This is a genomic window from Paenibacillus litoralis, from assembly GCF_046244365.1.
GTDB lineage: Bacteria > Bacillota > Bacilli > Paenibacillales > NBRC-103111 > Paenibacillus_V.
On record NZ_CP176395.1, the window covers coordinates 2,229,902 to 2,253,576 of the forward strand.

The 23,675-nt window shown below is 53.3% G+C and carries 22 protein-coding genes and 1 tRNA gene; 18 read left to right on the forward strand and 5 right to left on the reverse strand.

The window, feature by feature from the left end; genetic code table 11:
- Window positions 1–223 precede the first annotated feature (223 nt).
- On the reverse strand, window positions 224–361 hold the full coding sequence (locus tag ACKGJP_RS09055; protein WP_409345336.1) for a hypothetical protein: 138 nt from the start codon (window positions 359–361) through the stop codon (window positions 224–226).
- The gene (locus tag ACKGJP_RS09060; protein WP_409345337.1) at window positions 358–2,376 is read right to left on the reverse strand and encodes a methyl-accepting chemotaxis protein; all 2,019 of its coding nucleotides are present in this window, start codon (window positions 2,374–2,376) and stop codon (window positions 358–360) included. Before ACKGJP_RS09060 ends, ACKGJP_RS09055 begins: the two co-directional genes overlap by 4 nt.
- Before the next feature lie 311 nt (window positions 2,377–2,687).
- Between ACKGJP_RS09060 and ACKGJP_RS09065 the strand changes: the two genes are divergently transcribed.
- From ACKGJP_RS09065 to ACKGJP_RS09090, 6 genes are all read left to right on the forward strand, one after another.
- Window positions 2,688–3,611, forward strand: a complete 924-nt coding sequence (locus tag ACKGJP_RS09065) for a phosphate ABC transporter substrate-binding protein (RefSeq protein ID WP_409345338.1) — start codon at window positions 2,688–2,690, stop codon at window positions 3,609–3,611.
- A gap of 446 nt (window positions 3,612–4,057) precedes the next feature.
- The gene (gene pstC, locus ACKGJP_RS09070) at window positions 4,058–4,987 is read left to right on the forward strand and encodes a phosphate ABC transporter permease subunit PstC (RefSeq protein WP_409347108.1); all 930 of its coding nucleotides are present in this window, start codon (window positions 4,058–4,060) and stop codon (window positions 4,985–4,987) included.
- Window positions 4,984–5,844, forward strand: coding sequence for a phosphate ABC transporter permease PstA (pstA, locus tag ACKGJP_RS09075; protein WP_409345339.1), 861 nt, complete (start codon window positions 4,984–4,986; stop codon window positions 5,842–5,844). The genes pstC and pstA overlap by 4 nt, the downstream gene beginning before the upstream one ends.
- Before the next feature lie 2 nt (window positions 5,845–5,846).
- Entirely contained in the window at window positions 5,847–6,605 is a 759-nt protein-coding gene (gene pstB, locus ACKGJP_RS09080; RefSeq protein WP_409345340.1) for a phosphate ABC transporter ATP-binding protein PstB, read from the forward strand.
- 51 nt (window positions 6,606–6,656) lie between these two features.
- The gene (gene phoU / locus ACKGJP_RS09085; protein ID WP_409345341.1) at window positions 6,657–7,316 is read left to right on the forward strand and encodes a phosphate signaling complex protein PhoU; all 660 of its coding nucleotides are present in this window, start codon (window positions 6,657–6,659) and stop codon (window positions 7,314–7,316) included.
- A 35-nt stretch (window positions 7,317–7,351) separates the two neighbouring features.
- Window positions 7,352–9,139 (forward strand): GGDEF domain-containing protein, encoded by a 1,788-nt coding sequence (locus ACKGJP_RS09090; RefSeq protein ID WP_409345342.1) that lies wholly within the window; start codon window positions 7,352–7,354, stop codon window positions 9,137–9,139.
- Between the two features lie 71 nt (window positions 9,140–9,210).
- On the opposite strand, the gene ACKGJP_RS09095 is transcribed toward ACKGJP_RS09090, so the two are convergent.
- Window positions 9,211–9,822, reverse strand: coding sequence for a TetR/AcrR family transcriptional regulator (locus ACKGJP_RS09095; RefSeq protein WP_409345343.1), 612 nt, complete (start codon window positions 9,820–9,822; stop codon window positions 9,211–9,213).
- A gap of 202 nt (window positions 9,823–10,024) precedes the next feature.
- Here ACKGJP_RS09095 and ACKGJP_RS09100 point away from each other — a divergent pair, with 202 nt between their 5' ends.
- On the forward strand, window positions 10,025–11,500 hold the full coding sequence (locus tag ACKGJP_RS09100; protein ID WP_409345344.1) for a DHA2 family efflux MFS transporter permease subunit: 1,476 nt from the start codon (window positions 10,025–10,027) through the stop codon (window positions 11,498–11,500).
- Window positions 11,501–12,398: 898 nt separating this feature from the next.
- On the opposite strand, the gene ACKGJP_RS09105 is transcribed toward ACKGJP_RS09100, so the two are convergent.
- The gene (locus ACKGJP_RS09105) at window positions 12,399–13,145 is read right to left on the reverse strand and encodes an HAD family hydrolase (protein ID WP_409345345.1); all 747 of its coding nucleotides are present in this window, start codon (window positions 13,143–13,145) and stop codon (window positions 12,399–12,401) included.
- Between the two features lie 340 nt (window positions 13,146–13,485).
- On the opposite strand from ACKGJP_RS09105, the gene polA reads away from it, so the two are divergent.
- The 5 genes from polA to ACKGJP_RS09130 all read left to right on the forward strand — a co-directional run bounded on the left by polA (window position 13,486) and on the right by ACKGJP_RS09130 (window position 19,187).
- Complete coding sequence (gene polA, locus ACKGJP_RS09110) at window positions 13,486–16,140, forward strand: DNA polymerase I (RefSeq protein ID WP_409345346.1); 2,655 nt, start codon at window positions 13,486–13,488, stop codon at window positions 16,138–16,140.
- A 172-nt stretch (window positions 16,141–16,312) separates the two neighbouring features.
- Window positions 16,313–17,179 carry a DNA-formamidopyrimidine glycosylase gene (gene mutM / locus ACKGJP_RS09115; protein WP_409345347.1) on the forward strand — a complete coding sequence of 289 codons (867 nt, stop codon included), beginning with the start codon at window positions 16,313–16,315 and terminating at the stop codon, window positions 17,177–17,179.
- A gap of 142 nt (window positions 17,180–17,321) precedes the next feature.
- Window positions 17,322–17,996: a sporulation membrane protein YtaF gene (gene ytaF / locus ACKGJP_RS09120; RefSeq protein ID WP_409345348.1), complete on the forward strand. Its 675-nt coding sequence runs from the start codon at window positions 17,322–17,324 to the stop codon at window positions 17,994–17,996.
- Between the two features lie 22 nt (window positions 17,997–18,018).
- Window positions 18,019–18,615: a dephospho-CoA kinase gene (coaE, locus tag ACKGJP_RS09125; protein ID WP_409345349.1), complete on the forward strand. Its 597-nt coding sequence runs from the start codon at window positions 18,019–18,021 to the stop codon at window positions 18,613–18,615.
- A complete protein-coding gene (locus ACKGJP_RS09130) occupies window positions 18,612–19,187 on the forward strand; it encodes a lytic transglycosylase domain-containing protein (protein ID WP_409345350.1) in 576 nt (191 codons plus the stop codon). The genes coaE and ACKGJP_RS09130 overlap by 4 nt, the downstream gene beginning before the upstream one ends.
- Before the next feature lie 66 nt (window positions 19,188–19,253).
- Here ACKGJP_RS09130 and ACKGJP_RS09135 read toward each other — a convergent pair whose 3' ends face one another.
- On the reverse strand, window positions 19,254–19,472 hold the full coding sequence (locus ACKGJP_RS09135) for a small, acid-soluble spore protein, alpha/beta type (protein ID WP_409345351.1): 219 nt from the start codon (window positions 19,470–19,472) through the stop codon (window positions 19,254–19,256).
- Window positions 19,473–19,602: 130 nt separating this feature from the next.
- On the opposite strand from ACKGJP_RS09135, the gene nrdR reads away from it, so the two are divergent.
- The 6 genes from nrdR to ACKGJP_RS09165 all read left to right on the forward strand — a co-directional run bounded on the left by nrdR (window position 19,603) and on the right by ACKGJP_RS09165 (window position 23,640).
- Entirely contained in the window at window positions 19,603–20,076 is a 474-nt protein-coding gene (gene nrdR / locus ACKGJP_RS09140) for a transcriptional regulator NrdR (protein ID WP_409345352.1), read from the forward strand.
- A gap of 86 nt (window positions 20,077–20,162) precedes the next feature.
- A tRNA-Ala gene (locus ACKGJP_RS09145) sits at window positions 20,163–20,238 on the forward strand.
- Between the two features lie 399 nt (window positions 20,239–20,637).
- Entirely contained in the window at window positions 20,638–20,751 is a 114-nt protein-coding gene (locus ACKGJP_RS09150) for a sigma factor-like helix-turn-helix DNA-binding protein (protein WP_409345353.1), read from the forward strand.
- Window positions 20,748–20,975, forward strand: a complete 228-nt coding sequence (locus tag ACKGJP_RS09155) for a hypothetical protein (protein WP_409345354.1) — start codon at window positions 20,748–20,750, stop codon at window positions 20,973–20,975. Before ACKGJP_RS09150 ends, ACKGJP_RS09155 begins: the two co-directional genes overlap by 4 nt.
- A gap of 426 nt (window positions 20,976–21,401) precedes the next feature.
- Entirely contained in the window at window positions 21,402–22,547 is a 1,146-nt protein-coding gene (locus ACKGJP_RS09160; RefSeq protein WP_409347109.1) for a Gfo/Idh/MocA family protein, read from the forward strand.
- Window positions 22,548–22,665: 118 nt separating this feature from the next.
- Window positions 22,666–23,640 carry a Gfo/Idh/MocA family protein gene (locus ACKGJP_RS09165; RefSeq protein ID WP_409345355.1) on the forward strand — a complete coding sequence of 325 codons (975 nt, stop codon included), beginning with the start codon at window positions 22,666–22,668 and terminating at the stop codon, window positions 23,638–23,640.
- Window positions 23,641–23,675 lie beyond the last annotated feature (35 nt).

The following is a 23,675-nucleotide window of genomic DNA, read 5'->3' on the forward strand; positions in this document are numbered from 1 at the left end:
CGATATGATGCAAATTACGAAACTTTCAAGTGCAGTGGCTCTACTAGACAGCGGAAAAGTTGAAAAGAAGACGTCATGGCTCTATCTAGATCATCCTCGGCATTGAAGGTGTTTAGGGTAAAAGGCACACAAAAAACCGCCAAGGGAAGCGCTACGGTTCCTTGACGGTTTTTGGCATGGGTAAGTTAATGCGCGCTTGCCGCTGCGAGTCCTACTTTTTCGATCAGCAGACGGCTTTCTTCATGACGGCGTTCTTGTTCGCCTGCTCGTATTTGGCCAATACCTTGGCGATTGCCGTAACGGCGGAATGATCCCGTACATGCGGATGCGTAAAGTCGATGACAGTCTTGCGGCTCGTCATACCGTGACGAGCTTTTTCTCGTTTTCAGCCTTTTTCCTCTCGCTTTCGCGTTCAGAATCGCTTGTAGCGGAGGATTCCGGAGGGGTCTCTTTAGCCGCTGCGTCCCTATTTTCAGGCTGTTCGGACCGCTCCTCCGTCATGCCGCCGCCCGTTTCGGAGCGAGAGTTTGCAGGCTGAACCGGAGCGGGGGCGGGGGCTCCGTCTTCTAGCTTGGTCTTGCCTTCGGTCGGAAGCCCCGATTCCGTAGAAGAAGCTTCGGGATCATACTGATCCGACGCCGGCGCATTTCCGTTCGGCTGCTGCGGTTCGATACGGAACTTGTTGATTTCTTCGAACAGCAACTGCGAGAGCCGGTTCATATCGTCGGCTTGTCCGGCGATGAGACGAATCGCGGCATCCTGCTGATACGAGGTCGAATTGACCTCTTCAACGCTTGCTGCCGTTTCTTCCGCGACGGCTGCGACGAAATGGACGGAGTCCATGAGCCGCTTGTTCTGCTCCTGCGCGTTCCCGATCATGCCGCCGATCCGGTCGATCTGTCCGCCAATGTCCTGCATCGATGACCGTATCGCAGAGAAGGAGGTTAGGGTCGCGCCCACTTTGGCGTTCTGCTTGGACAGTCCGCTCCGCGTTTCCTGCATGCGGGTTTCCAGCTCAGCAATTTGTTTTTGCAGTGTCACGATAAGCTCCCCGATGCTCTTCGACGATTCGTTCGTTTGCGCTGCGAGCGTGCGAACTTCCTCCGCGACGACCGAAAACCCTCTGCCGTGGACGCCCGCACGGGCCGCTTCTATCGCGGCATTCAGCGCCAAAATATGCGTTTGCGTCGATATTTCAGTGATGGCCTTAACGATGCTGCCGATTTGCTTCGAGCCTGCCGACAGCGTATGCATCGCATCGACGGCCTGATCGATGATCGCTTCCGTCTGCCTTGACGTTCTGCTTAGCTCCTGCACCGAAGCTTCGCCAAGCTCCGTTTTCAATTCCGCCTCTGCGCTCATCTGCTGCATATGACGAGCCGCTTCCCAAACCGCGCGAACCTCTTGATCCAGTTCGCCGATAATGTGTGCGCTTTGCTCCGTCCGCTGCGCTTGCTGATCGGCTCCCGCCGAAATTTCCTCGATCGCCTTCAATATATCGGCGTTCGCCGACGCGGTCGTCACCGACATGTGCCGGAACGATTGCGAATGACCGGACAACGACGAGGCGATTTGCTGCGTCGAACCGAGCATATGCCGCACTTGATCGATCATTTTATCGAAGCTGTGGCTAAGTTGTCCGAGCTCGTCGTTGGATTCGGCATTGATTTTATGACGGAGGTCGCCTTCGGAAATGAGCGCAACCGCCCGCTGCAGCCTGCCGATCGGCCTTACGAACGAACGGATGAGCAGGAAGGCGATTCCGCTTCCGACGAGCAGGATCATGGCGGCTGCGCCGATCATGACGGAGACGGTGTCATCCATTTTTTCGTTGGAGGCTTGAGTCGCGGCATTCGCATCGTCCATATAGATCCGGTAGAACTTGTCCACCAGGTTGAAAATAAGGTCTCTCTGCTGCTGTGCCTGGTTATAGAGGGATTCCGTATTTTTAAGGATGTCCGTCTCGCTGTAGGACGTATCCTGAATGACGCGCACGGCGCGGTCGAACACTTCCATATACTCCGATGTGGCGACGATCAGCTGGCTCCTCAGCTGGATTTGATCCGGCGTTGCAGCCGTGCTCCCGATTTTCTGCAGCAGCTCGTTGTATTCTTTCCGTTTGACGTTATATTTATCGACGAACTCGAGCTTGCGGGAGATCATCAGTCCGGAGGAGATATCCTTCAAATCTTGTACGAGCACCTTCAATTCCAAGGCCATTAATTCGTAGGATACTTTCTCGTTCTGCACGCCATGTTGGGATTTGATGTCTCGCACCTGCGTCAGATTAAAATAGGCGACCGCGAGAAAGACGGCCAGCATGCCCGCAAAGCTTGCGATCAGCTTGATTTTCATGGATACGTTCCGTTTCCCCATATAAGGTTCCTCCTCAGTATCGTTTGCAGAAGTCCGCCGCTTCTATTAGATGAAAGGATAAGCGGAAATTCGACAAAACTTTCTATATGCTGACAAGTATAGGGATGAACTATTAACGGAATAGAGTCATTTTGTTAATAACATGTAAATTTTTCTAGTCCCTAAGGCTGAACGGAACGGCTTATTTACTTGTTTCTATTTTTAACATTCCCTTTACGTTTTTCGGGTTTGTTCTTTACAATTGCTTGTTACGATTACAAACGTGGACGAAACGAAATCATACAAACACATTAAAGGGAGGACATTTTACAATGTTCAAGCACATGTCGAAAAAAGCAATGAGTCTCGCACTGGCATCGATTCTAATCGCTGGGGTAGCAGCCGGCTGCGGCAACAAAGAAGAGAAGAAAGATAACGCCGCTTCGCCATCCGCTTCCGCTTCGACAGCACCTAGCGCATCGGCTTCGACGGCGCCTTCCAAGTCGCCCGAAATTACAGGTACGGTAACGGCTTCCGGTTCCACTGCGCTTCAGCCGCTCGTACAGCAAGCAGCAACCGAATTTATGAACAAAAACCCTAAAGTGACGGTACAAGTAACAGGCGGAGGTTCCGGTACGGGCGTGAAAAACGTTGCCGACGGCGTATCCAGCATCGGGAACTCCGACGTAGAAGCCGACGCTCAATATAAAGATAAGCTTACCGAGTTCGTAGTCGCGATCGCGCCATTCGCACTGATCGTCAACAAAGACGTTAACGTGGATAACCTGACGAAGCAGCAAGCAGCCGACATCTACAGCGGCAAAATTACGAACTGGAAAGAAGTTGGCGGCGCCGACAAAAAAATTCAGCTGATTCACCGTCAAGACAGCTCCGGCTCCCGTAAGCTCGTTGGACAAATCATCATGGGCGGCACGGCGTTCTCCAAAGAAGGCGTAACGCAGGATTCCAGCAAAACCGTTGCGGAAGCCGTAGGCACGACAGGCGGTTCGATCGGTTATGTCGATACGCCGTACATCACGGACGCGGTTAAAGCGCTCAAAATCGACAACGTCGCTTACTCCAAAGATGCGATCAAAGACGGCAAATACCCGCTTTACGGCGTAGAGCGTATGTACACCAAAGGTCAACCGGATGCCGCTACCAAAGCGTTCCTGGACTTCATCCTGAGCAAAGAATTCCAAGAAGGCCAAGTAGAGAAGCTGAAATTCCTTCCTGCCAACCTGCTGAAAAAATAATAGTTTCGTAAAAGTAGAGCGGAACGCTGGTATCCGCTCTTTTTGCGTTGTTTGTTTGACTCTCTAAATAGGTCTTATGTTGTATTTTTTGCAGCATTTCAGGCGCATGAAGAAGAGAAACCAGTCTAGTGCTGCACATTTTGCAACATTTTCGTTCAAAATGCGCGATTTCGGACCGGAAATTTGCAAAGTGCTGCAAAATCTGCAACATTTCTCTGTTCCTGCAACGGGAAAGAGAAATATGCTGCATAAAGTACAACATCCCGGTACGGACCGGTTAGGAATGCTCTTGCCGATCCCTAGCGAAAATTCGAAGAGTAATTTTACATTCCCTTTACAATCGGTCGCAATTCTTCTAACAAATAGGTCCTATGATAGAGATAAGTCAAACGGCATTTACAAATCGTTATTGTCAGATTCGATAGGGAGGGGTCACGGTGTCATCGATGGCCGAATTGATAGCAAGGAATGAGAAAATGGAAAAACGCGTAACCAAATGGACGAAAGCGCAAAACCGCAAAGACGGCGCCATGAAGCTGCTGTTTATCGGGAGCGCGGGGCTTGTCGCCATCGTCATTTTTTCGATAATCGCGTTCGTCGGCCTGCAAGGGTCCAAAACGTTCGCAGACGTATCGATCATGGAATTTTTCTTCTCGACGGACTGGACGCCTTCATCGGAAAGCGCGCCGAGCTTCGGTACGTTTCCGTTTCTGTACAGCACGCTGCTGCTGACGCTGTTGTCGGTCTTGCTGTCCGTCCCGCTCGCGCTGTCCGGAGCCGTGTTTATGGCCAAAATCGCGCCGAGATGGATGCGTGAAATTTTACGCCCGGCCGCCGATCTGTTCGTCGGTATTCCGTCGGTCGTATACGGACTTATCGGCTTGACGGTCATCGTTCCGGCGCTCGGTAAAATTTTCGGAGGCGTAGGCTACGGGATTTTACCTGCGGCGATCATTTTGGCGGTCATGATATTGCCGACGATCATGTCCATCTCCGAGGATGCGCTCCGCTCGCTGCCGGGCCGGCTTGAAGAGGCTTCGCTGGCGCTTGGCGCCACGCGGTGGCAAACGATCTGGCGGGTGCTAATTCCCGCGGCGCGCCCCGGTATATTGACCGGCGTCGTACTCGGCATGGGACGCGCGATCGGCGAAACGATGGCGGTGTTCATGGTAATCGGGAACTCCCCGAAAATGCCGGGCTCCCTGCTCGATTCCACAACGGTTCTGACAACCGCAATCGTGAAGGACATGGGACACATCGCCTACGGCACGACTTGGAACAACGCTTTATACATGATGGCGCTCGTCCTGCTGGTCGTATCGCTGCTGTTAATCTTGATCATCCGCGTAGTGGCCAGAAGGAGTGAACTGAAATGAGAACAAGCAAATGGACCGATAAAGCGGCGACCGTCTACTTCTGGGCCGCAGGCATTACCATCATTCTTATTTTGGCCTGGTTTCTCGTAAAAATTCTCGGCAGCGGACTCGGTCATTTATCGTGGAGCTTTCTCACCGGAAAGCCGTCCGAAATCGAGGCGGGAGGCGGCGTAGGGCCGCAGTTGTTCAACTCCTTCTATATCCTGTTCTTATCGCTGCTTTTCTCGCTGCCGATCGGGATCGGCGCAGGCATATACTTAGCCATTTACGCCCGCAAAACGAAATTTACGGATCTGGTCCGCATTTCCGTCGAAGCTTTGTCCTCGGTTCCGTCCATCGTATTCGGTTTGTTCGGGGCGCTCTTATTCGTCAAGCTGCTCGGCTTGAAGTTCTCGATTCTCGGCGGTGCGGCAACCTTGGCGCTGCTTAACCTGCCGGTGCTCGTACGGGTAACGGAGGAGGCGATCCGCGCCGTTCCGGCATCGTACTGGGAAGCGTCGCTCGCTCTCGGTTCGACCCGCTGGCAGGCGATACGGAGCGTGCTTTTGCCGGCTGCAATGCCGGGCTTGATCACGGGCATTACGCTGGTGGCCGGCCGTGCGCTAGGGGAAACGGCCGTGCTTATCTTCACGGCGGGCACGTCCGCATCGCGCATATTCCCTGACTTCGACGTGATGTCAATGGGAGGGACGTTGGCCGTTCATCTGTGGTATGTCGGCTCCGCTTCGCTGGCACCCGACGCCAAGCAAATCGCGCAAGGCAGCGCAGCGCTGCTCGTGCTGGTCGTCCTTATTTTCAACCTCTTAATCGCGATTCCAAGCCGTATTCTGCAGAAGAAATTATCCGGGGGGAAATAACCGTGGAAAAACATAAAATCAAAGTCGACAACTTGAACTTGTACTACGGCGATAACCGGGCGCTGCACGATATCAAACTAAACATTCGGGAAAACTCGATCGCGGCGCTCATCGGACCGTCGGGCTGCGGCAAATCGACGTTCCTGCGGACGCTGAACCGGATGAACGACTTGATCGACAACGTAAAAATTACCGGGAACGTCGTCGTCGACGGCCAAAGCATTTACGCTCCTGAAACGGACGTGGTTTCGCTGCGCAAGCGGGTAGGCATGGTGTTCCAGCGCCCGAATCCGTTCCCGATGTCGATTTACGACAACATCGCTTACGGACCGCGTATCCACGGCATCAAGAAAAAAGCGGTCCTCGACGAAATCGTCGAACGCTCGCTGGTGCAGGCGGCTCTATGGGAAGAGGTAAAGGACCGGCTTAACAAGTCGGCGCTCGGCCTGTCGGGGGGCCAGCAGCAGCGGCTATGCATCGCAAGATTGCTTGCGGTCGAGCCGGATGTGCTGCTCATGGATGAACCGACCTCCGCGCTCGATCCGATCTCGACGCTGAAGGTCGAAGAACTGACGCAAACGTTGAAGGACCGCTACACGATCATTATCGTGACGCATAACATGCAGCAAGCGGCGCGTATTTCGGACTACACGTCGTTCTTCCTGAACGGTTTTCTCGTGGAATCGGACAAGACGGACAAAATTTTTACCACGCCGAACGATCAACGGACGGAGGATTACATTACCGGGCGTTTCGGTTAAGCGGAAGAGCATCATTTTCAACCACTATTCATGGACAAAGGAGCTTGAGGAATGGACACCAGAGCGAATTACCATCAGGCGCTGCAAGGATTGCAAACGGCGCTTCTAAAAATGGGAAGCGACGTCGAAATCCAAATACGCGATGCGGTCGAAGCGCTTCGGCTATTGGATGAACCGATGGCGAGAGCAACGGTTGCGCGCGACGATGAGATCGACGATCAAATGCTGCGTATCGAGGAAAAATGCTTCAGTCTGATCGCCCTCCAGCAGCCGATGGCCAGCGATCTGCGGACGATCGGGATGGCGCTGAAAATCGCCGTCGACCTGGAACGGATCGCGGACCATGCCGTCGATATCGCGAAGATTGCCATTCGTTTGAACGGAGAGAAGCTCGTCAAGCCGCTTATCGACATTCCGCTCATGGCTTCCATCGCCCAAACGATGCTGCGAGACAGCTTGCTGGCCTATACGGAACGGAACGTGAACCGGGCGGCATCGCTTGCCGACAAGGATGACGAGGTCGATAAAATTTACAGCACCGTCGTCCAGCATTTGACCGAACTGATGGGCATGGACATTGCGACGAACCGCCAATTGACGCATCTGCTGATGGTTGCGCATTATTTGGAGCGCGTTGCCGACCATACGACGAACATCGGCGAAGGGGTCATCTATATGGTCGCAGGCAAACGGAAAGATCTGAACGTCTAATCGGCGGATAGGTTCCGCTTGGGGCAGGGATCAGCATGAGCAACAGTGTATACCGCGAATCGATTGGGGCAGCCGGCATCCAGGATGTCCGTCTGCCCGAATTTACAAGTATCATCCGAGAGCAGAGGCTCCATTCCGTTTACCAGCCGATTCTGTCTTTGATCGACGGAAACGTATTCGGCTTTGAAGCGTTGACGCGGGGGCCGGCCGACAGCACCTTCGGTTCCCCGGTTACGCTGTTCGAATATGCCAAGACCGTCGGCCAGTTGTATCCCCTTGAGCGGGTAGCCCGCGAGAAAGCGATCCGCGGCGTGAAGCTTCAGCATAACAAGCAGATGCTGTTCCTTAATGTTTCCTCCGAAATCATCGTCGATACCCATTTCATGCCGGGCCAAACGCTTGAGCTGCTTCAGCAGCACGGACTCACACCGAATAACGTCGTCTTCGAGATTACCGAGCGCAGCTCGATCGAGGACTTTTCGCTGGCCAAAAAGGTGCTTGGCCATTACCGCAGCCAAGGCTACAAGATCGCCATCGACGACGCGGGCGCCGGTTACTCTTCCCTTCAGGCGATCGCCGAGCTGCATCCCGATTTCATCAAGATCGACCGTTCTCTCATTTCGGGTATCCATCGAGATAAAATTAAAGAATATATCGTCGAAACGTTCGTAACGTTCGCGCAAAAAATGAACATTTATTTGATTGCCGAAGGAATCGAGGAGCTTGAAGAGCTGCTGAAGCTGACCCGGATGGGGGTTCATTACGCTCAGGGATATTTGATCGGCAGACCCGCCGCAGGTCCGGGTCCGATTGACGAGAAGCTGATAGCAGGCATCGACGAGCACCGCATGAGGTATCCGAACAACGCCATGTGGACGATCGGTCATTTGGCTGCGCCGATTCAGCAATTTCAGAAAAACGTGCTGATCTCCGAAGCTGCACGGTATTTCAACGAGACCGAAACGGCTGCCGGAGCGGTCGTGGTGGACGGAGATGTGCCGGTAGGATTGGTCAATCGGGACAGACTGTTCCAGCAGCTTGCGGGACAATACGGCTTTTCGCTCTTTTGGCGCAAAACGATCGATTATGTCATGGACGCCATACCGCTCATCGTGGATGAGACGCTGCCCGTTGAGGAAGTGTCGCAAATGGCGATGTCCCGGGAGAAAAACAAGCTGTACGATCTGGTCATCATAACGCGTCACGGGAAGATGGCCGGAGTGGCTTCGATACGCTCCATACTCGAATACATAACGAATGTCCGCATGGAATCGGCGCGGTTCTCGAATCCGCTTACCGGTCTGCCCGGAAATACGCCGATCCATAGCGAGCTCAGCAGAAGGCTGACGGCGGCCAAGCCGTTTTGCGTCATTTATGCGGATCTCGATTACTTCAAGTGGTTCAACGATACGTACGGGTTTCAGAAGGGCGACCAGCTGATCCAATACACGGCCGACGTCATTCAGCACACGGTCAGCGTATGCGGGCATCCTCTGGATTTTGTCGGGCATATCGGCGGAGACGATTTTATTGCCATATCCGCGTCTGCAGATCCGGAGAAACTGTGCCGGGAGATCATCAGACGGTTCGATCAAGGCGTGCAGACGATGTACGAGGGAGATATCATATGCGTGCTTGATCGCGGAGGCAACCGGGTAGCAAGCTCGGGCGTGACCCTATCGCTTTCGCTGGTCGTCATCGACTGTTCGAGCAGCAACGTGACGCTCGAGGATGTATCAAGCATGGCCGCGACGCTCAAGAAGAAATCGAAGGCGCTTGAAGGCAGCGTTTACAGCTTTCATTATTTTCACGATCCTATGTAAAGACAAACGGCATGCACCGGAGCGGATCCGAGGCATGCCGTCTGTATTTGCGGGGAAACAGCCGAACCCGTTCAGCTTGTCCGCTTAAATAAAGGGTCGATGAAAGAGGTGCAGAAATGTTCTGCGATTTGCTCGGTTGTATAGCCGCAAACCTTACGCAAATGCAGATGGACAACGGGAGACAGGCAAGAGATGAACATATGAGCGACGAACGGAGACTCCACATGAGACGACTCTCCGCTTTCCGCGGCTTCGTCGAATAGCGAGCACAGAGTCTTAAACATGTAAACGTAGGGCGGCGACTCGAAAAAATTCAAGCGGTCCGAGGAGCAGGAGCTGGACGATTGAATGGTCGCGATCCAATCGGCATCCTTTTCGACAAAACGAATGAGCATGCTCATGATGGCGCGGAGCTGTTCGGCGACCGGCACGTCTTTATGCCGCTCGAGATAGGACGTCCATTCCTCGGATAAATACCGGAACCGGTCCTTCATCAAGTCGAGACATAGATCGCCTTTATTGGCGTAACGGCGATATAGGGTGCCTTGGCCGATGCCTGCGGACTTCGCGACCTGATGCATACTGACGGCTTCTACGCCATGTTCTTCGAATAACGATCGGGCGGTGTTGAGAATCATCCCGCTAAGCTGCTGGGCATCTTTACGTTTATCGTCAATAGACATTAATTTCACAACTCCATTCATTGACAACCGGACAATTGTCCGCTATCATTCAGAGATGCGGACAATTGTCCGGTGAATGTGCGGCATTACCTTTTGACTTCGAACATGTTATATCTTATCGCTTCGGAGAGAGATGGTCAATTCGTGTTTGCGGTGTTCACGGGATTTTGGTCGGATAGAGAGACAGGAGGAGAGAAATCATATGTCTTCACAAGCAACAAAAACGGGCGCGGCCTTGCAGCAGCCATTGTCGATGAAGCAAATCATCGCGCCGCTTGTCGCCATTATCGTCGGGATGTTCATGGTAATTTTGGACGGTACGGCGATGAATGTCGCGATGCCGAATCTGGTTAAGGATTTCGAAAGCACGATCGGCGTCGTGCAGTGGACCGTAACGGGATACGCGCTGGCTCAATCGGCCGTTATTCCGCTGGCGGGATGGCTGTCCGACCGTTTCGGGGCGAAACGAATCTTTTTGCTTTCCGTCGTGCTGTTTACGCTCGGATCCGGGCTCTGCGCACTGGCTACGAATGCCAGCGAACTGATCGCTTACCGGATCATTCAAGGCTTGGGCGGCGGTATGGTCGCTCCGATCGCAATGGCGTTTACGTATCGGCTCAGCCCTCCGGGGAAAGTCGGAGCGGTTATGGGCATGATCGGGATTCCGATGCTGCTTGCACCGGCGCTTGGACCGGTTGTCGCAGGCTGGCTCGTCGATTACGTTACCTGGCACTGGATTTTCTTGATTAACCTCCCGATCGGCGTTGTTGCCGTTATCGTCGGCCTTCGCACGCTGCCGAAGCTGGATCGGCAATCCGTACCGGCTCTGGACTTCCTCGGTATGCTATTCGCTCCGATCGCGTTCGCCGCTTTGGCATACGGCGTCAGCGAAGGAGGCACAAGCTGGACTTCGGCCAAAACGATAACCGGCCTCCTTATCGGCGGTATCGCGCTTATCGTGTTCATCATTGTTGAGCTGCGCCGCACACAGCCGCTTTTGGAGCTTCGCGTGTTCAAATCCGGCAACTTTACGCGCGGTATCGTCGTACAATGGGTATCGCAGATTGCGTTGTTCGGTACGATCTTCATGGTTCCGCTATTCCTGCAGCAAGCCAAGGGCTACACGGCCTTCGAAACCGGCTTAATTATGCTGCCGCAGGCGATTGCCGCGGGCGTGTTTATGCCGATCGGCGGACGCTTGTACGACAAGCTGGGCGCAAGACCGGTCGTCATTACAGGCTTGTCGCTGATTACTGTCGCAGCTTACGTCTTGTCGACGATTACGACGGATACGAGCCTGACCATGCTGATGCTTCCGCTCGCCATGATCGGAGCGGGAATGGGCCTCTCGATGATGCCGTTGAACACACACATCATTCAGTCGGCACCGCCCGAGCTGGTTAGCCGCGTAACGTCTTTGACCGCAGCGGCTCAACAAGTTATGAGCTCGTTCGCGGTGGCGGGTCTGGCTACGATGCTAACCTCCCGCGTAGAGCACTATATGGGCGAAAATCCGGCGGATCCGTTGGCCGTCATGTCGTCGTCCTACGGCGATACGTTCTTCATTCTCACCGGCATTGCGATCTTCGGCGCGGCCGTCGCACTGCTGCTTCGCAGGCCGAAGCAGCAGCCGCAAACGGCGGAGAAGCCTGACGTGTCCATGATGATGGGACACTAATATAGAAGGAGCAAGAACCGTCCGGCCGGACGGTTCTTGCTCTTTTTTTTGCGGCTGCACTGCTGCGGCTGCTTGTCGGCATAGCGGAAATGCGGCCGGCGGGGAGGCTGGAGATGGCGTCACTATTGCTGTTAGAGATTAAGACTTATCATACCGTTGACATCTTTTTATCCGCATGTTTCTCAAACGAACTAACGAATATTTGCCGCAGTGTGCGGACGAATGATGATCCTTTGACGCGCCGGCGTAACTAATAGGAGAAAATAGCTAAGCTAAATGATAAAAAACTAAATGGAAGGACCGAGGCTGCTGTTTGTGAAGCGGGCGGAGGTAATTAGATGGTCTGAGGTTACTGTTGGTCAAGAGGCGACGTAATACTATCGGCTCAAAGTGTGCTGATGAAAACCTACATAGCTCTGCACCGCACGCAGCTCCCAGCGCGCGGTGTGGTGACACGTGTTGGCAGTCGACCACACAGCACGGGAACGAGTGGCGAAATGGAAAACATGCAGTTAAAATCGACTGAAGCGAGTGGAGGAAAAACTAACTGGAAAAGTTACAGCTGTTTTTGGCTCTACTATGCTTTTTGAGATAAAATGGCAAAAACAACTGGAGGAAATCCAGTTAATGGTGGTTAGTTTGGTCAAAATGGAGAAAATAACTACAGGTTTTCCAGTTAGCTTGCTCCACGCTCGTCACCCTGCGAGCCATGCCTGTGGCTCCGTGCCCCGCGCCAGTGCGACGGCACTCCGCGCCAGGTGCCACGGCGCCCCGCACCAGGTGCGACGGCGCTCCGCACCAGCACCAGGTGCCACGGCACTCCGCGCCAGCGCCACGGCGCCCAGCACCAGGTGCCGCGCGTCGGCGCCGCAAAAAAAACGCGAACCGGCGGTTCGCGTTAAAATACATTCAGCAAAATATCGATTTTGCGTACGATGATGACTTTCCGGTTCCTAAGCTTGCGCTGGGAGCTTTTTTTGCTGTGGCCGGGATGGAGCCAGACGGCGTCAAGCCCCGCGCCGACAGCTCCGAGCACGTCATTCTTCCACGAATTGCCCACCATGACGCCTTGCGACGGGGCGATGCCAACCCCTTGAAGCGCCTGCTTGAACAAAGCGGGGTTCGGCTTGCGAACGCCTCCTTTTAAGGTCGCGAATACGCGCTCGTTCGGAATAAGGCTGCTCAATTCGAGAATGTGCAGCTGCGATTCGACTTTCTCTTTATTGCCGTTGCTTATGATGGCTAGCTTGTAGGTGGCCGCCAGCTGCTCAAGCGTATCCCGCGCTCCGGGTACAAGGGTGGGCGTACGCGTTTGTTTGTCCTTGATCCGGTTGAGGAAGGTGCGCAGGAACGCTTCATTCAATGTAAAAGGAAGCGGGTCGAGCGCGATTTTCAAGCAGGCCAGCCGAATTTTATCGCGATTGACGGCATTCATCCGTTTTTGCGTGATCTTCTTCCGCCATTCGTCCCAATACCGCTCGACGATGCCCTGCTGCGTCCACTCGCCGTCGCCCGACCAGCGGCCGGTATATTCGCCCAGCACGTCGAGAAAACTGTCGTAGAACGACTGGTGCGGATCGATTAACGTATGGTTCATATCGAAAAAAATGACTTTGGTTTGCTCGGGAGCGAAAAACCGTTTCATAACCCTCACCTCGGGTAATTTCCTGAATATCGGCGGCGGCGAAGCGATTGAACGGCAGTTGACGTTCGCATGCCCGTTACGGAAAGGAGTCGATTTGGAGTGCTGGAGAAAGGGGGAATTCGCCTTCTTCATATGTATGCGCAAGGGGGCTTTTTTATTGCCTCGGATAAGACGGGGAAGCAATTTTCGTAAAGAAGGGACACGTCTCGCGCAAACGGAAGCGAATCCCGGACCGATCTTGCTTTTTTGAAGGGCTCAGGTTTCAACCGGGCGCACTCCTATGCTATGATGAAAGGTAATGAACGAAATTCCCTGAGAACCTATTGGAAAGAGGTGGACTATGAGCAAGCTGATTGTCATAGACGGAAACAGCATTGCATATCGCGCTTTTTTTGCGCTGCCGCTTTTGAGTAATTCGCAGGGGCTGCATACCAATGCGGTTTACGGATTTACGACGATGCTTCTGAAGCTGATCGAAGAACAGAAGCCGACCCATTTTCTAGTGGCTTTCGACGCAGGCAAACAAACGTTTCGACATAAAGGATACGCGGAATATAAAGGCGGGCGCGAAAAAACGCCTTCGGAGCTATCCGAGCAGTTTCCCGTGCTCAAGGATCTGATTAAGGCTTTCGGCATTTCGCAATTTGAGCTGGCCGGTTATGAGGCCGACGATATTATCGGCACGCTGACGCGAGTGGCGGACGAGCGCGACGACATGAAGGTTATCGTCGTTTCAGGCGATAAAGATATGCTCCAGCTGGCATCGGACCGGGTAACGATCGCGCTCACGCGCAAAGGCATCAGCGAGGTCGACCTGTACGATCCGCCGGCGATTCAAGAAAAATACGGTCTCGAGCCGAAGCAAATCATCGATTTAAAGGGACTGATGGGCGATGCGTCCGACAACATCCCCGGTATTCCGGGCGTAGGCGAGAAAACGGCGCTCAAGCTGCTGCACCAGTTCGGCTCGGTGGAAGGTGTGCTCGAGCATACGTCCGAAATCGCCGGCAAAATGCGCGAGAAGGTCGAGGCGCATGCCGCCGACGCGAGGATGAGCAAGGAGCTTGCGACTATATATCGCGAAGTGCCTATGGAGTCCGAGTGGACGGCGCTTGCTTACGGCGGTTATGAAGGACAAGCGCTCGCCTCCATGTTCCGCAAGCTGGAGTTCAAGTCGCTGCTGGACAAAATGGATTTCTCCGGCGGCGACAGCGAAGGCGAGAAAGAGCAGGAGGAGACGTTCGGCTTCGAGATCGTGAACGAGGAAAGCTTGTCCGCTTTCTCCCGAAAGCTGAACGAAGTGGATGCGGTGAACGTCGAGGTGATCGGCGACAATCCGCATATGTCGGACGTGCTGGGCGCTGCTTTCCACACGCCGGATATGGTGTATTACGTGCCTTTCGGTCTGTTTGGATCGGATGCGGCCAAGCCTGTGACCGATTGGCTGAGCGACGCAGGGAAGCCGAAAACGCTCTACGATCTGCACCGCGCGGAAGCCGCCCTTGCCTGGAAAGGGATCAAGCTTGCGGGATGCGATTTTGACGTGCTGCTTGCGGCTTATTTGCTCGATCCGACCGAAGCGAGCCACACGCTGAGCGCACTTACCTTTAAATACGGCCAGCCTCCGGTCAAAGAAGACGAAGCGGTGTTCGGCAAGGGCGCGAAGTTCCGGGTGCCCGATACGGCTACAACCGGCGAGCATTTGTGCCGCAAAGCGCTTGCGATCAGCAGGTTGGCGAAGGTGCTTCGCCGGGAGCTGGACGAGAAGGAGATGAGGTCGCTCTTCTTCGAGCTGGAGCTGCCGTTGTCTACCGTGCTTGCCGGCATGGAGCTGAAAGGCATCCGCGTTAACAAGGACGAGCTGAAGCAGCTCGGCGCCGAGCTCAGCGTACAAATCGACAAGCTGATGACGACCATCTACAATTTGGCGGGCACCGAGTTTAACATCGGCTCCCCTAAGCAGCTTGGTGAAATTTTGTTCGAGAAGCTGGGTCTTCCCGTCTACAAAAAGACGAAAACCGGCTATTCCACCGACGCCGAGGTGCTGGAGTGGCTGGCGTCCAAGCACGAGATCGTTACGCATATTTTGCAGTACCGGCAGTTGGCCAAACTCCAATCGACATACGTGGAAGGACTGCTGAAGGAAGTTCGCGAGCAGACCGGCCATATTCATACGTATTATAAGCAGACGATTGCGGCGACGGGGCGGCTGAGCAGCCAATACCCGAACCTGCAGAACATTCCGATCCGGCTTGAAGAAGGCCGCAAAATCCGTAAAGTATTCGTGCCGTCCGAACCCGGCTGGTTTATGCTGGCGGCCGACTACTCGCAGATCGAGCTCCGCGTGCTTGCGCATATATCGCAGGACGAGAAGCTGATCGAGGCGTTCCTGCACGACATGGATATCCATACCAAAACGGCGATGGACGTGTTCGGCGTCGCTCAATCCGATGTGGATGCGAATATGCGGCGTCAGGCAAAGGCTGTCAACTTTGGCATCGTGTACGGTATCAGCGATTACGGCTTGTCGCAAAACCTGGATATTACGCGCGGAGAAGCCGCCAGGTTTATCGAGCAATATTTTGCCGTGTTTAAGGGCGTTCGCAAATATATGGACGATATCGTGCTGAAAGCGCGCATGGACGGCTACGTGACGACGCTCCTGCAGCGCCGCCGGTATTTGCCCGAAATTGGGGCATCGAACTTCAATCTCCGCTCCTTCGCGGAACGGACGGCGATGAACTCGCCGATTCAAGGCACCGCCGCGGATATTATCAAGCTGGCTATGGTGCAGATGGCCGAGCGCATGCGCGAAGCCGGTCTTCGCAGCCGCATGCTGCTTCAGGTACATGACGAACTTGTATTCGAAGTGCCGGAGGAAGAACTCGAGACGATGCGCAAGCTCGTTCCCGAGGTCATGGAGAGCGCGCTGAAGCTCGATGTTCCGTTGAAAGTCGATGTCAATGACGGCATCAATTGGTACGAGGCGAAATAGCGTACGGCAGGAAACAATTGGCCGGCTTATGAGGGGCCTGTCATGCTGGCGCTTGAGGACGAGTTCCTGTAAGATGCATAGATGAACGTTCCTGTCATCCGGCAGGAATCGCTTAAGAATAACGCCGTCCGCATGAATAAATTCTTGGGGCGGTATGCAAGAGGTGAAGGCAATGCCGGAATTACCGGAGGTAGAAACGGTTAGACGAACGCTCAATGAGCTGGTAGCCGGAAAAACGATCGAAAGCGTCTCCGTTCATTTGCGGCGCATTATTCAGCGTCCTGAGGAACCGGAGCATTTCGCGGCACTTTTGCAAGGGCAAACGATTCAAACCGTCGAGCGGCGCGGGAAATTTTTGCGCATTTTGCTGGACGACCAAGTGCTCGTTTCGCATTTGCGGATGGAAGGCCGTTACGGCGTTTACGGGAAGGACGAGCCGGTCGAAAAGCATACGCATGTCGTGTTTCATTTTACGGACGGCACGGAGCTGCGTTACAAGGACGTCAGACAATTCGGCACGATGCATCTGTTTGGGACTGGCGAGGAATTCCTTCTGCCGCCTCTGCATAAGCTTGGAATAGAACCGCTAGATGCGGGTTTCACGAAGGAAGCGTTTCGCAAGACGATTGCGGGACGGACGACCAAGATCAAGCCGCTGCTCCTCAATCAGGAGTATATCGTCGGCTTGGGCAATATTTATGTAGACGAAGCGCTGCATGCCGCCGGCATTCATCCGGAGCGGGAAGCGGACAAGCTTAGCCGCGCCGAGACCGACCGCTTGTTCGAGTCGATTGTACGGACGCTGCAGGAGGCTGTCGATGCCGGAGGCTCCTCCATCAAATCGTATGTGAACGGCCAGGGAGAAATGGGCATGTTCCAGCAGCAGCTTAAAGCTTACGGGCGCAAGGGCAAACCATGCGAGCAATGCGGCCATCTGATCGAGAAAACGGTGCTAGGCGGACGCGGGACGCATTTTTGTCCGAAATGCCAGCCTCTAAAGGCCAAAACCAGGCAGTCAAAGCGTGCGGTTTCAGGTTAAGTTGTAACCATGCACTCTTCTACGGCACCCTCCATATGTTAGAGAGACGAATGCGCCCAGACGGATATGGAAGCTCGGCTCCGCGCATAAGTTAGGAGGGCGGGTTTGCGGCGATGCCGCACCCGTAGGGGAGGAACGGACAATGCTGCCGGTCGTATCGCTGTTGATTCTCGCGTTTGCCGTTAGCCTTGACGGCTTTGGCGTAGGAGCCATGTACGGGCTCCGCAAAATCAAAATGCCTGCTCTGTCGCTTATGATTATCTCGCTGTTGTCGGGAACGGTCATTTTCGTTTCGATGCATATCGGTTTGGTGGTTGCGAACTTGTTTTCGCCCCGACTGGCATCAGCGATCGGAGCGGTCATTTTGATCGGAATCGGGATATGGGCTTTATTCCAAATGTTCATGCAAAAGGATCAGGAAGCGGAAGAGCCGAAGGAACTGCCAGAACGGGTCGCCGAGAAGGCAGGGGAGTTCAAAAAACTTGTTTCGATCGAATTGAAACGGCTTGGCCTGGTCATTCAAATATTAAAAACGCCGTCCGTCGCCGATGTTGACCGGTCCGGAAACATTTCGGCTTCGGAAGCGATGCTGCTCGGGGTTGCGCTTTCCCTTGACGCCTTCGGCGCGGGCATCGGAGCAGCGCTTATCGGCTTAACGCCGTGGCTTACGGCTACGATCATCGCAGCTGCAAGCGGAACCTTTCTGTGGCTCGGCTTGCGTATCGGTTTCCTATACGCCGATCTGCATTGGGTAAGGCGGTTGTCGATATTGCCGGGTTGCATCTTAATCATGATGGGAATTATGAAGTTAATGTAGGGAACGGGGAGAGAAGGCTTCGATGCATATTGGATTGACAGGTGGAATCGCCTGCGGCAAAAGCACCGTAGCCGACATGCTCGTGCGCCGCGGAGCGATTCTTATCGATGCGGACCGGTTGGCCCGCGAAGTCGTAGAGGCTGGAAGCCCTGTGCTTGACGCCGTCGCAGCCCGCTTCGGGCAAGACGTGCTGCTCCCTGACGGATCGCTGAACCGGAAACGGCTCGGCGAGATTGTCTTTCAGGATAAAGCGGCGCGGAAGGACCTCGAAGCGATTTTGCATCCCGAAATAAGGAAGCGGATGTTCGGACGAATGGCGTCGCTGCAGGCGGAACAGCCGGACAAGCTGGTTGCGGTCGATGTCCCGCTCATGTTCGAATCCGGACTTGAAGGACATTTTGACGAAATTATGGTCGTCTATGTGCCGCGAGACGTTCAGGTACAGCGTCTGATGGAGCGTGACGGACTTAGCTTGGAGCAGGCGGAGCTGCGGCTGGCGGCTCAAATGCCGATCGAGCAAAAGAAATCGCTGGCCGATATCGTCATCGACAATAGGGGAAGCGTGGAGGACACGGAACGTCAAGTGGATGACTTTTGGCGCGGGAAGGGGCTTTCATGAATCGTTTGCGCAAAAAACGATGGTTTGCTCTCGTGTTGGTCGTCGTTCTGCTGCTGCTTTTCTACAACAGCACTTGGCTTGGCAAAATGATGTATCCGATTCATTACCGGGACGGGATCGAAGCGAGCGCCAAAAAGCATGGAATCGATCCGCTGCTGGTAGCCGCCATCATACGCGTCGAATCGAATTATAAAGCGGAGCCCCGCTCCAAGAAAGGCGCCGTCGGCATTATGCAGATCATGCCGGACACGGCGGAATGGCTGTTCGAGCGGGAAGGCTTCCGGTCCTTCTCTCTTGCGGATCTCGACGATCCTTATAAGAACATCGAAGTCGGGACCAAATATCTGGATTTGCTCAGCCGCCAATTCAAGGACAAGTTGCCGCAAGTTATTGCAGCCTACAATGCAGGTCCCGGCAATGTAACCAAGTGGCTGCAGAACGGCACATGGGACGGCGAGCTTTCGCATAGCGCACAGATTCCTTTTTGGGAAACGCGTGGCTATGTGGACAGGGTATGGTATTATTATAAGAAATACATGAATATCTATGCGGACGACGATAACGCCATATAAACAAAAAGAAGCGTTGGACAAGCTCTTAGGGAGCTGTCCAACACTTCCTGCTCTGTTTAGAGAGCATTATTTTCCTGCGAGTTGTTGTTCTGCGATTTGCACCAGACGGCGAGTAATGTAGCCACCGATTGCGCCAGTGTCGCGGGTAGCCATGTTACCGTAGTAACCGTCTTGCGGAATCGCAATACCCAATTCTTGTGCCACCTCGTACTTCAGCTGGTCGAGAGCTGCGTTTGCTTGAGGAACGACCAGGGAGTTGCTGCTGCGGGATTGTCCTCCTGCCATGTCTGTTCACCTCCTTGTCGGTTGGTAATCCTATTATGCTCGGTTTCGGAAGGTTCATAACAGGTAACCATTGGTAAAGTCGATATTCCGATGCTGCGAACCATCACACTTACAACGAGGAGAGATCCTGATGAAATGCCCGTTCTGCGACTACTCCGGGACGAAGGTGCTGGACTCGCGTTCAGCCAATGAGAACAAATCGATTCGCCGCCGCAGGGAGTGCGAGCAGTGCGGGAAACGGTTCACGACATTCGAAACGATTGAGGAGACGCCGCTGATCGTCATCAAGAAGGGCGGCAGCCGCGAGGAATTCAGCCGGGAGAAGATGCTCCGCGGCTTGATTCGTGCCTGCGAGAAGCGTCCGGTTTCCATGGAGAGGCTGGAATCGATCGTCTCGGAGGTGGAACGCCAGCTTCGCAATACGGCCAATTCCGAAGTCGAGAGCCGTGAAATCGGCGAAATCGTCATGGAGCAGCTGTACCCGGTCGATGAAGTCGCTTACGTCCGTTTCGCTTCCGTTTACCGGCAATTCAAGGACATCAACATGTTCATGCGCGAGCTCACGCAGATGCTGGTGAAGCATCAAGACGGCTCGGATTTGTAGGGGCGGATAGACCCTTGAATCAAATTGAAACTTAGTGTTGACAGCTAGTCTGTCTCCGTGTTATTATCGATTTTGTCACTACAAGAGGGGCCTTAGCTCAGCTGGGAGAGCGCATCGCTGGCAGCGATGAGGTCAGGGGTTCGATCCCCCTAGGCTCCACCAAATAAAAACATCAAGCAGCCAATAGGGCTGCTTTTTTTATTTGGTGGTACCTAGGGCAGGGAGAACCCCTGAGGGTTCGTCCCGCGCGGACGGAGCGATTGAAAAAGCATCTTTGATAAGGCATCAAGTGGAGGGGCACGGCGTCTGAATCTACCGCTGCGATTTACTTGGGCGAGTCAGCTTCGTCAGCAGGTTAAATCGAGATTCATACATCCCCCTAGGCTCCACCAAATAAGACATTACACGCAACCTAATAAAGGTTGCGTTTTTATTTGGTGCCGACCTCCGGTTAAATCCATGTCGGTTGAGATTCTCGCTGATGAGTGAACGTACCGTTATATGGTTGCCCTCTGCACGAAATACGTTTTTATTGTTTGAGCTACCTCCCCGAAGAGCCGCATGTCCGTCGATGAGATAGCGTCGGCATTGTGGATTCCGCCGGGTACAGTTAAAAGCAGGCTTTACCAGGCCCGAAGGGTCATGAAAAAGATATTGGAGGTTGAGTCCCCATGAATGATTCCGAGAAGTGGGACCGACTGCTCAGGCAAGCCCTTGCTTCGGCAGCGGAGCCAGAAGAGAATTTGAATATTAAAGGCCGGAAACCGTGGCAGGTAAACATCGTAACGATGAATGGCGGTTACAGTGAGGTGGTGTTGGACGGAATTATGTACAGACTGATTGATTCGACGGAGTGGAAATATTCGCCGACAGATTATAGAACCTATCGCCGCTGCTGATAGCCAAACCCTTTCGGCAGAATTATTAAATGGAATTAGGATGACTCACCGGTAAAAGCGATGCTGCTTTTGCCGGTTTTTTCATGGTGAAGCGACTCCGCGACGCACGTCATGCAGGGGATTCCCGTACCGGATGAGAAGACCGGGTCGTCTGCTTCAGTATGCTAGCCAGCGGTCATGCAAGCTGGTATAAGACCCAAAGCCTTGTCCTTATTGAGATGGAGCTTTATTTATGTGCGGTCAATTCGTTGGATGAGGCGCAATCATCCGATCACCTCTACTGGGAGTGTATGAGGCGGTATAGGCTAAAAATAACAAAAAGTCATGATGAAATGACAAAGAAGCGGCCCTTCAATGAAGCTATAATAAACTACGAATCGTTTCATAGTTAACATTTGGGAGGGATTTAAAGTGGCTGCAAGTCGTATGAAGCCAATTAGAATCGGTATGATCGGACTCGGAAACAGGAGTGTTTTGGCAAACTATTGGCATAAGCCTAATGGACGGTCAGTCATTGTAGGAGTCGCTGATCTGAACCATCTTCGTTTGGAGCGCTTCAAGGAAAATGTAAACGGTGAGGCGTTTGTGACGGACGATTATAGGGAGCTGCTAACGCGGGAGGATATCGATGCGATTGCCGTAACATCGCCCGATTATTGCCATGAGGAGCACGCCATTGCCGCTTTGCAGGCGGGTAAGCATGTGTTCTGCGAGAAGCCGCTAACGATTACGACAGAAGGGTGCGATCGGGTGCTGAACGCTTGGAAAGCGTCTGGTAAACAGCTGATGGTCGGCTTTAATATGCGTTATATGAATATGTTCCGGACGATGAAGGAGATTGCAGACTCTGGCGCTATCGGTGAAATAAAGGCGGTATGGGTACGGCACTTCGTTGGTCACGGCGGCGATTATTATTATCATGATTGGCATTCGACACGGCAAAACGGTAATTCCCTATTGCTGCAAAAAGGATCGCATGACATCGATATCATTCATTGGATAACCGGGAAGTACACGAAGAAAGTGGCAGCTTTCGGGAGCTTGGACGTTTACGGCGGAAGTCGCTCTAACGATCTAGTTTGTTCGGCCTGTGAGGAACGGGACACCTGCAAGGATGCATTATTTTATGAAGGGCAGGATCGGTGTGCCTTCAGGAGCGAGGTGGACGTTGAAGATAATAATATGGTCATTATGGAACTGGAGGGAGGGATTAAAGCTTCTTATATGCAGTGTCACTTTACACCGGATTATCATCGAAATTACACGTTCATCGGCACGGAGGGGCGGATGGAAAACTTTGAATTGGAAAAGCTGGTGCGTGTGAAGACTCGCCGATCCAATAGTTGGAGGGAATATGCAGACCGTACCTATGAAATTAAAGCTTCTGCAGGTACTCATTCGGGAGCCGATCCGGTTATTTGCAGCGATTTTCTCGATATGATCGAATTCGGCAAAGAGCCGCTTTCTTGCCCGATAGCAGGCAGGATGAGCGTAGCGGTAGGTTGTGCGGCGGCTGAATCGATGCGTGACGGAGGACGTTCGATAGAGATCAGTCCGCTGCCGGTTTGGTGATATTCAAACGAACCGGAGAAGCAGAAAGTATAAATAATCGCGATATGAGTACAAAGATTTTGACAATTGGCAGTGCTAAAATAACTTTGTAACAAAAGGATAAAAAGGGGGAGATGAGTTGGCTAAAATACGTACGGCAGTGGTAGGGCTAAACTTGGGAAAAAGTCATGCCCACGCGTATCGAATGGCGGAACATGCGGATTTGCGTTATGTGGTCGATTTGAATGAGGAAGCGGCTCGAAAGCTAGCGGCGGAACTGGACTGCGGTTACGCTTCGGATTGGTTGGCCATTTTGGATGAGGTTGATGCGATAAGTATTTGTACGCCTCATCATTTACACGCTGAACAAACATTGAAAGCGATTTCGGCGGGGAAACACGTTTTGCTGGAAAAGCCGCTTGCCACTTCTAGAGAAGACTGTCATAAGGTACTTGAAGCTGCGGAACGGCAAGGAGTCACGTTGATGATGGCATATCCTCTTCGATACATGCCGCTTTTCCGGAGGCTGAAGGAGGTTATTAAAAGCGAACAATTCGGTAAGCCGTTCAACGCTTCGTGCTGGATCGAAAGCTATCTGCAGCCGAGACCAGGCTCCTGGTTTGCTGACAAACAAACGCTGGGTGGAGGGTCGTTGTTCAGTCACGGTTGTCATTATATCGACCTTCTTATCTGGCTTTTCGGCAAGCCGGTCAAGACCGCATTTCTCGGAACGCGTAACGGAACGGAATGGATGGAAGGGGAAGGGACGTCGCACAGCACTATGAAATTTGAAGGCGGTGCGCTTGCTCATTTGGTTTGCAGCTGGGGAATGAAGTTTGCCAGCCCTCCGGCGCTCTTTCACATTCATACGCCAGAAGCACTGATTTCCTTAAGCGGAGGGAAGCTGGAAGCGATTACGGCTGAAGGCCGAAGTATCTTGTTCCAAAATGAAGAGTCGGAAGAACCGAAAATTGGCGGAAATATGCTTTGGGAAGTAAATCACTTTCTGGAATGTATTTTATCGGGGAAGCAACCGGAAACGGACGGGCACAATGCGATGCTTTCGCTTGAAGCGATTTGGTCTATGTACGCCGCAGATGAAGCTACAGCGTAACGGCTAACCGTCATTGGCAACCAGAAGGAGAAGAT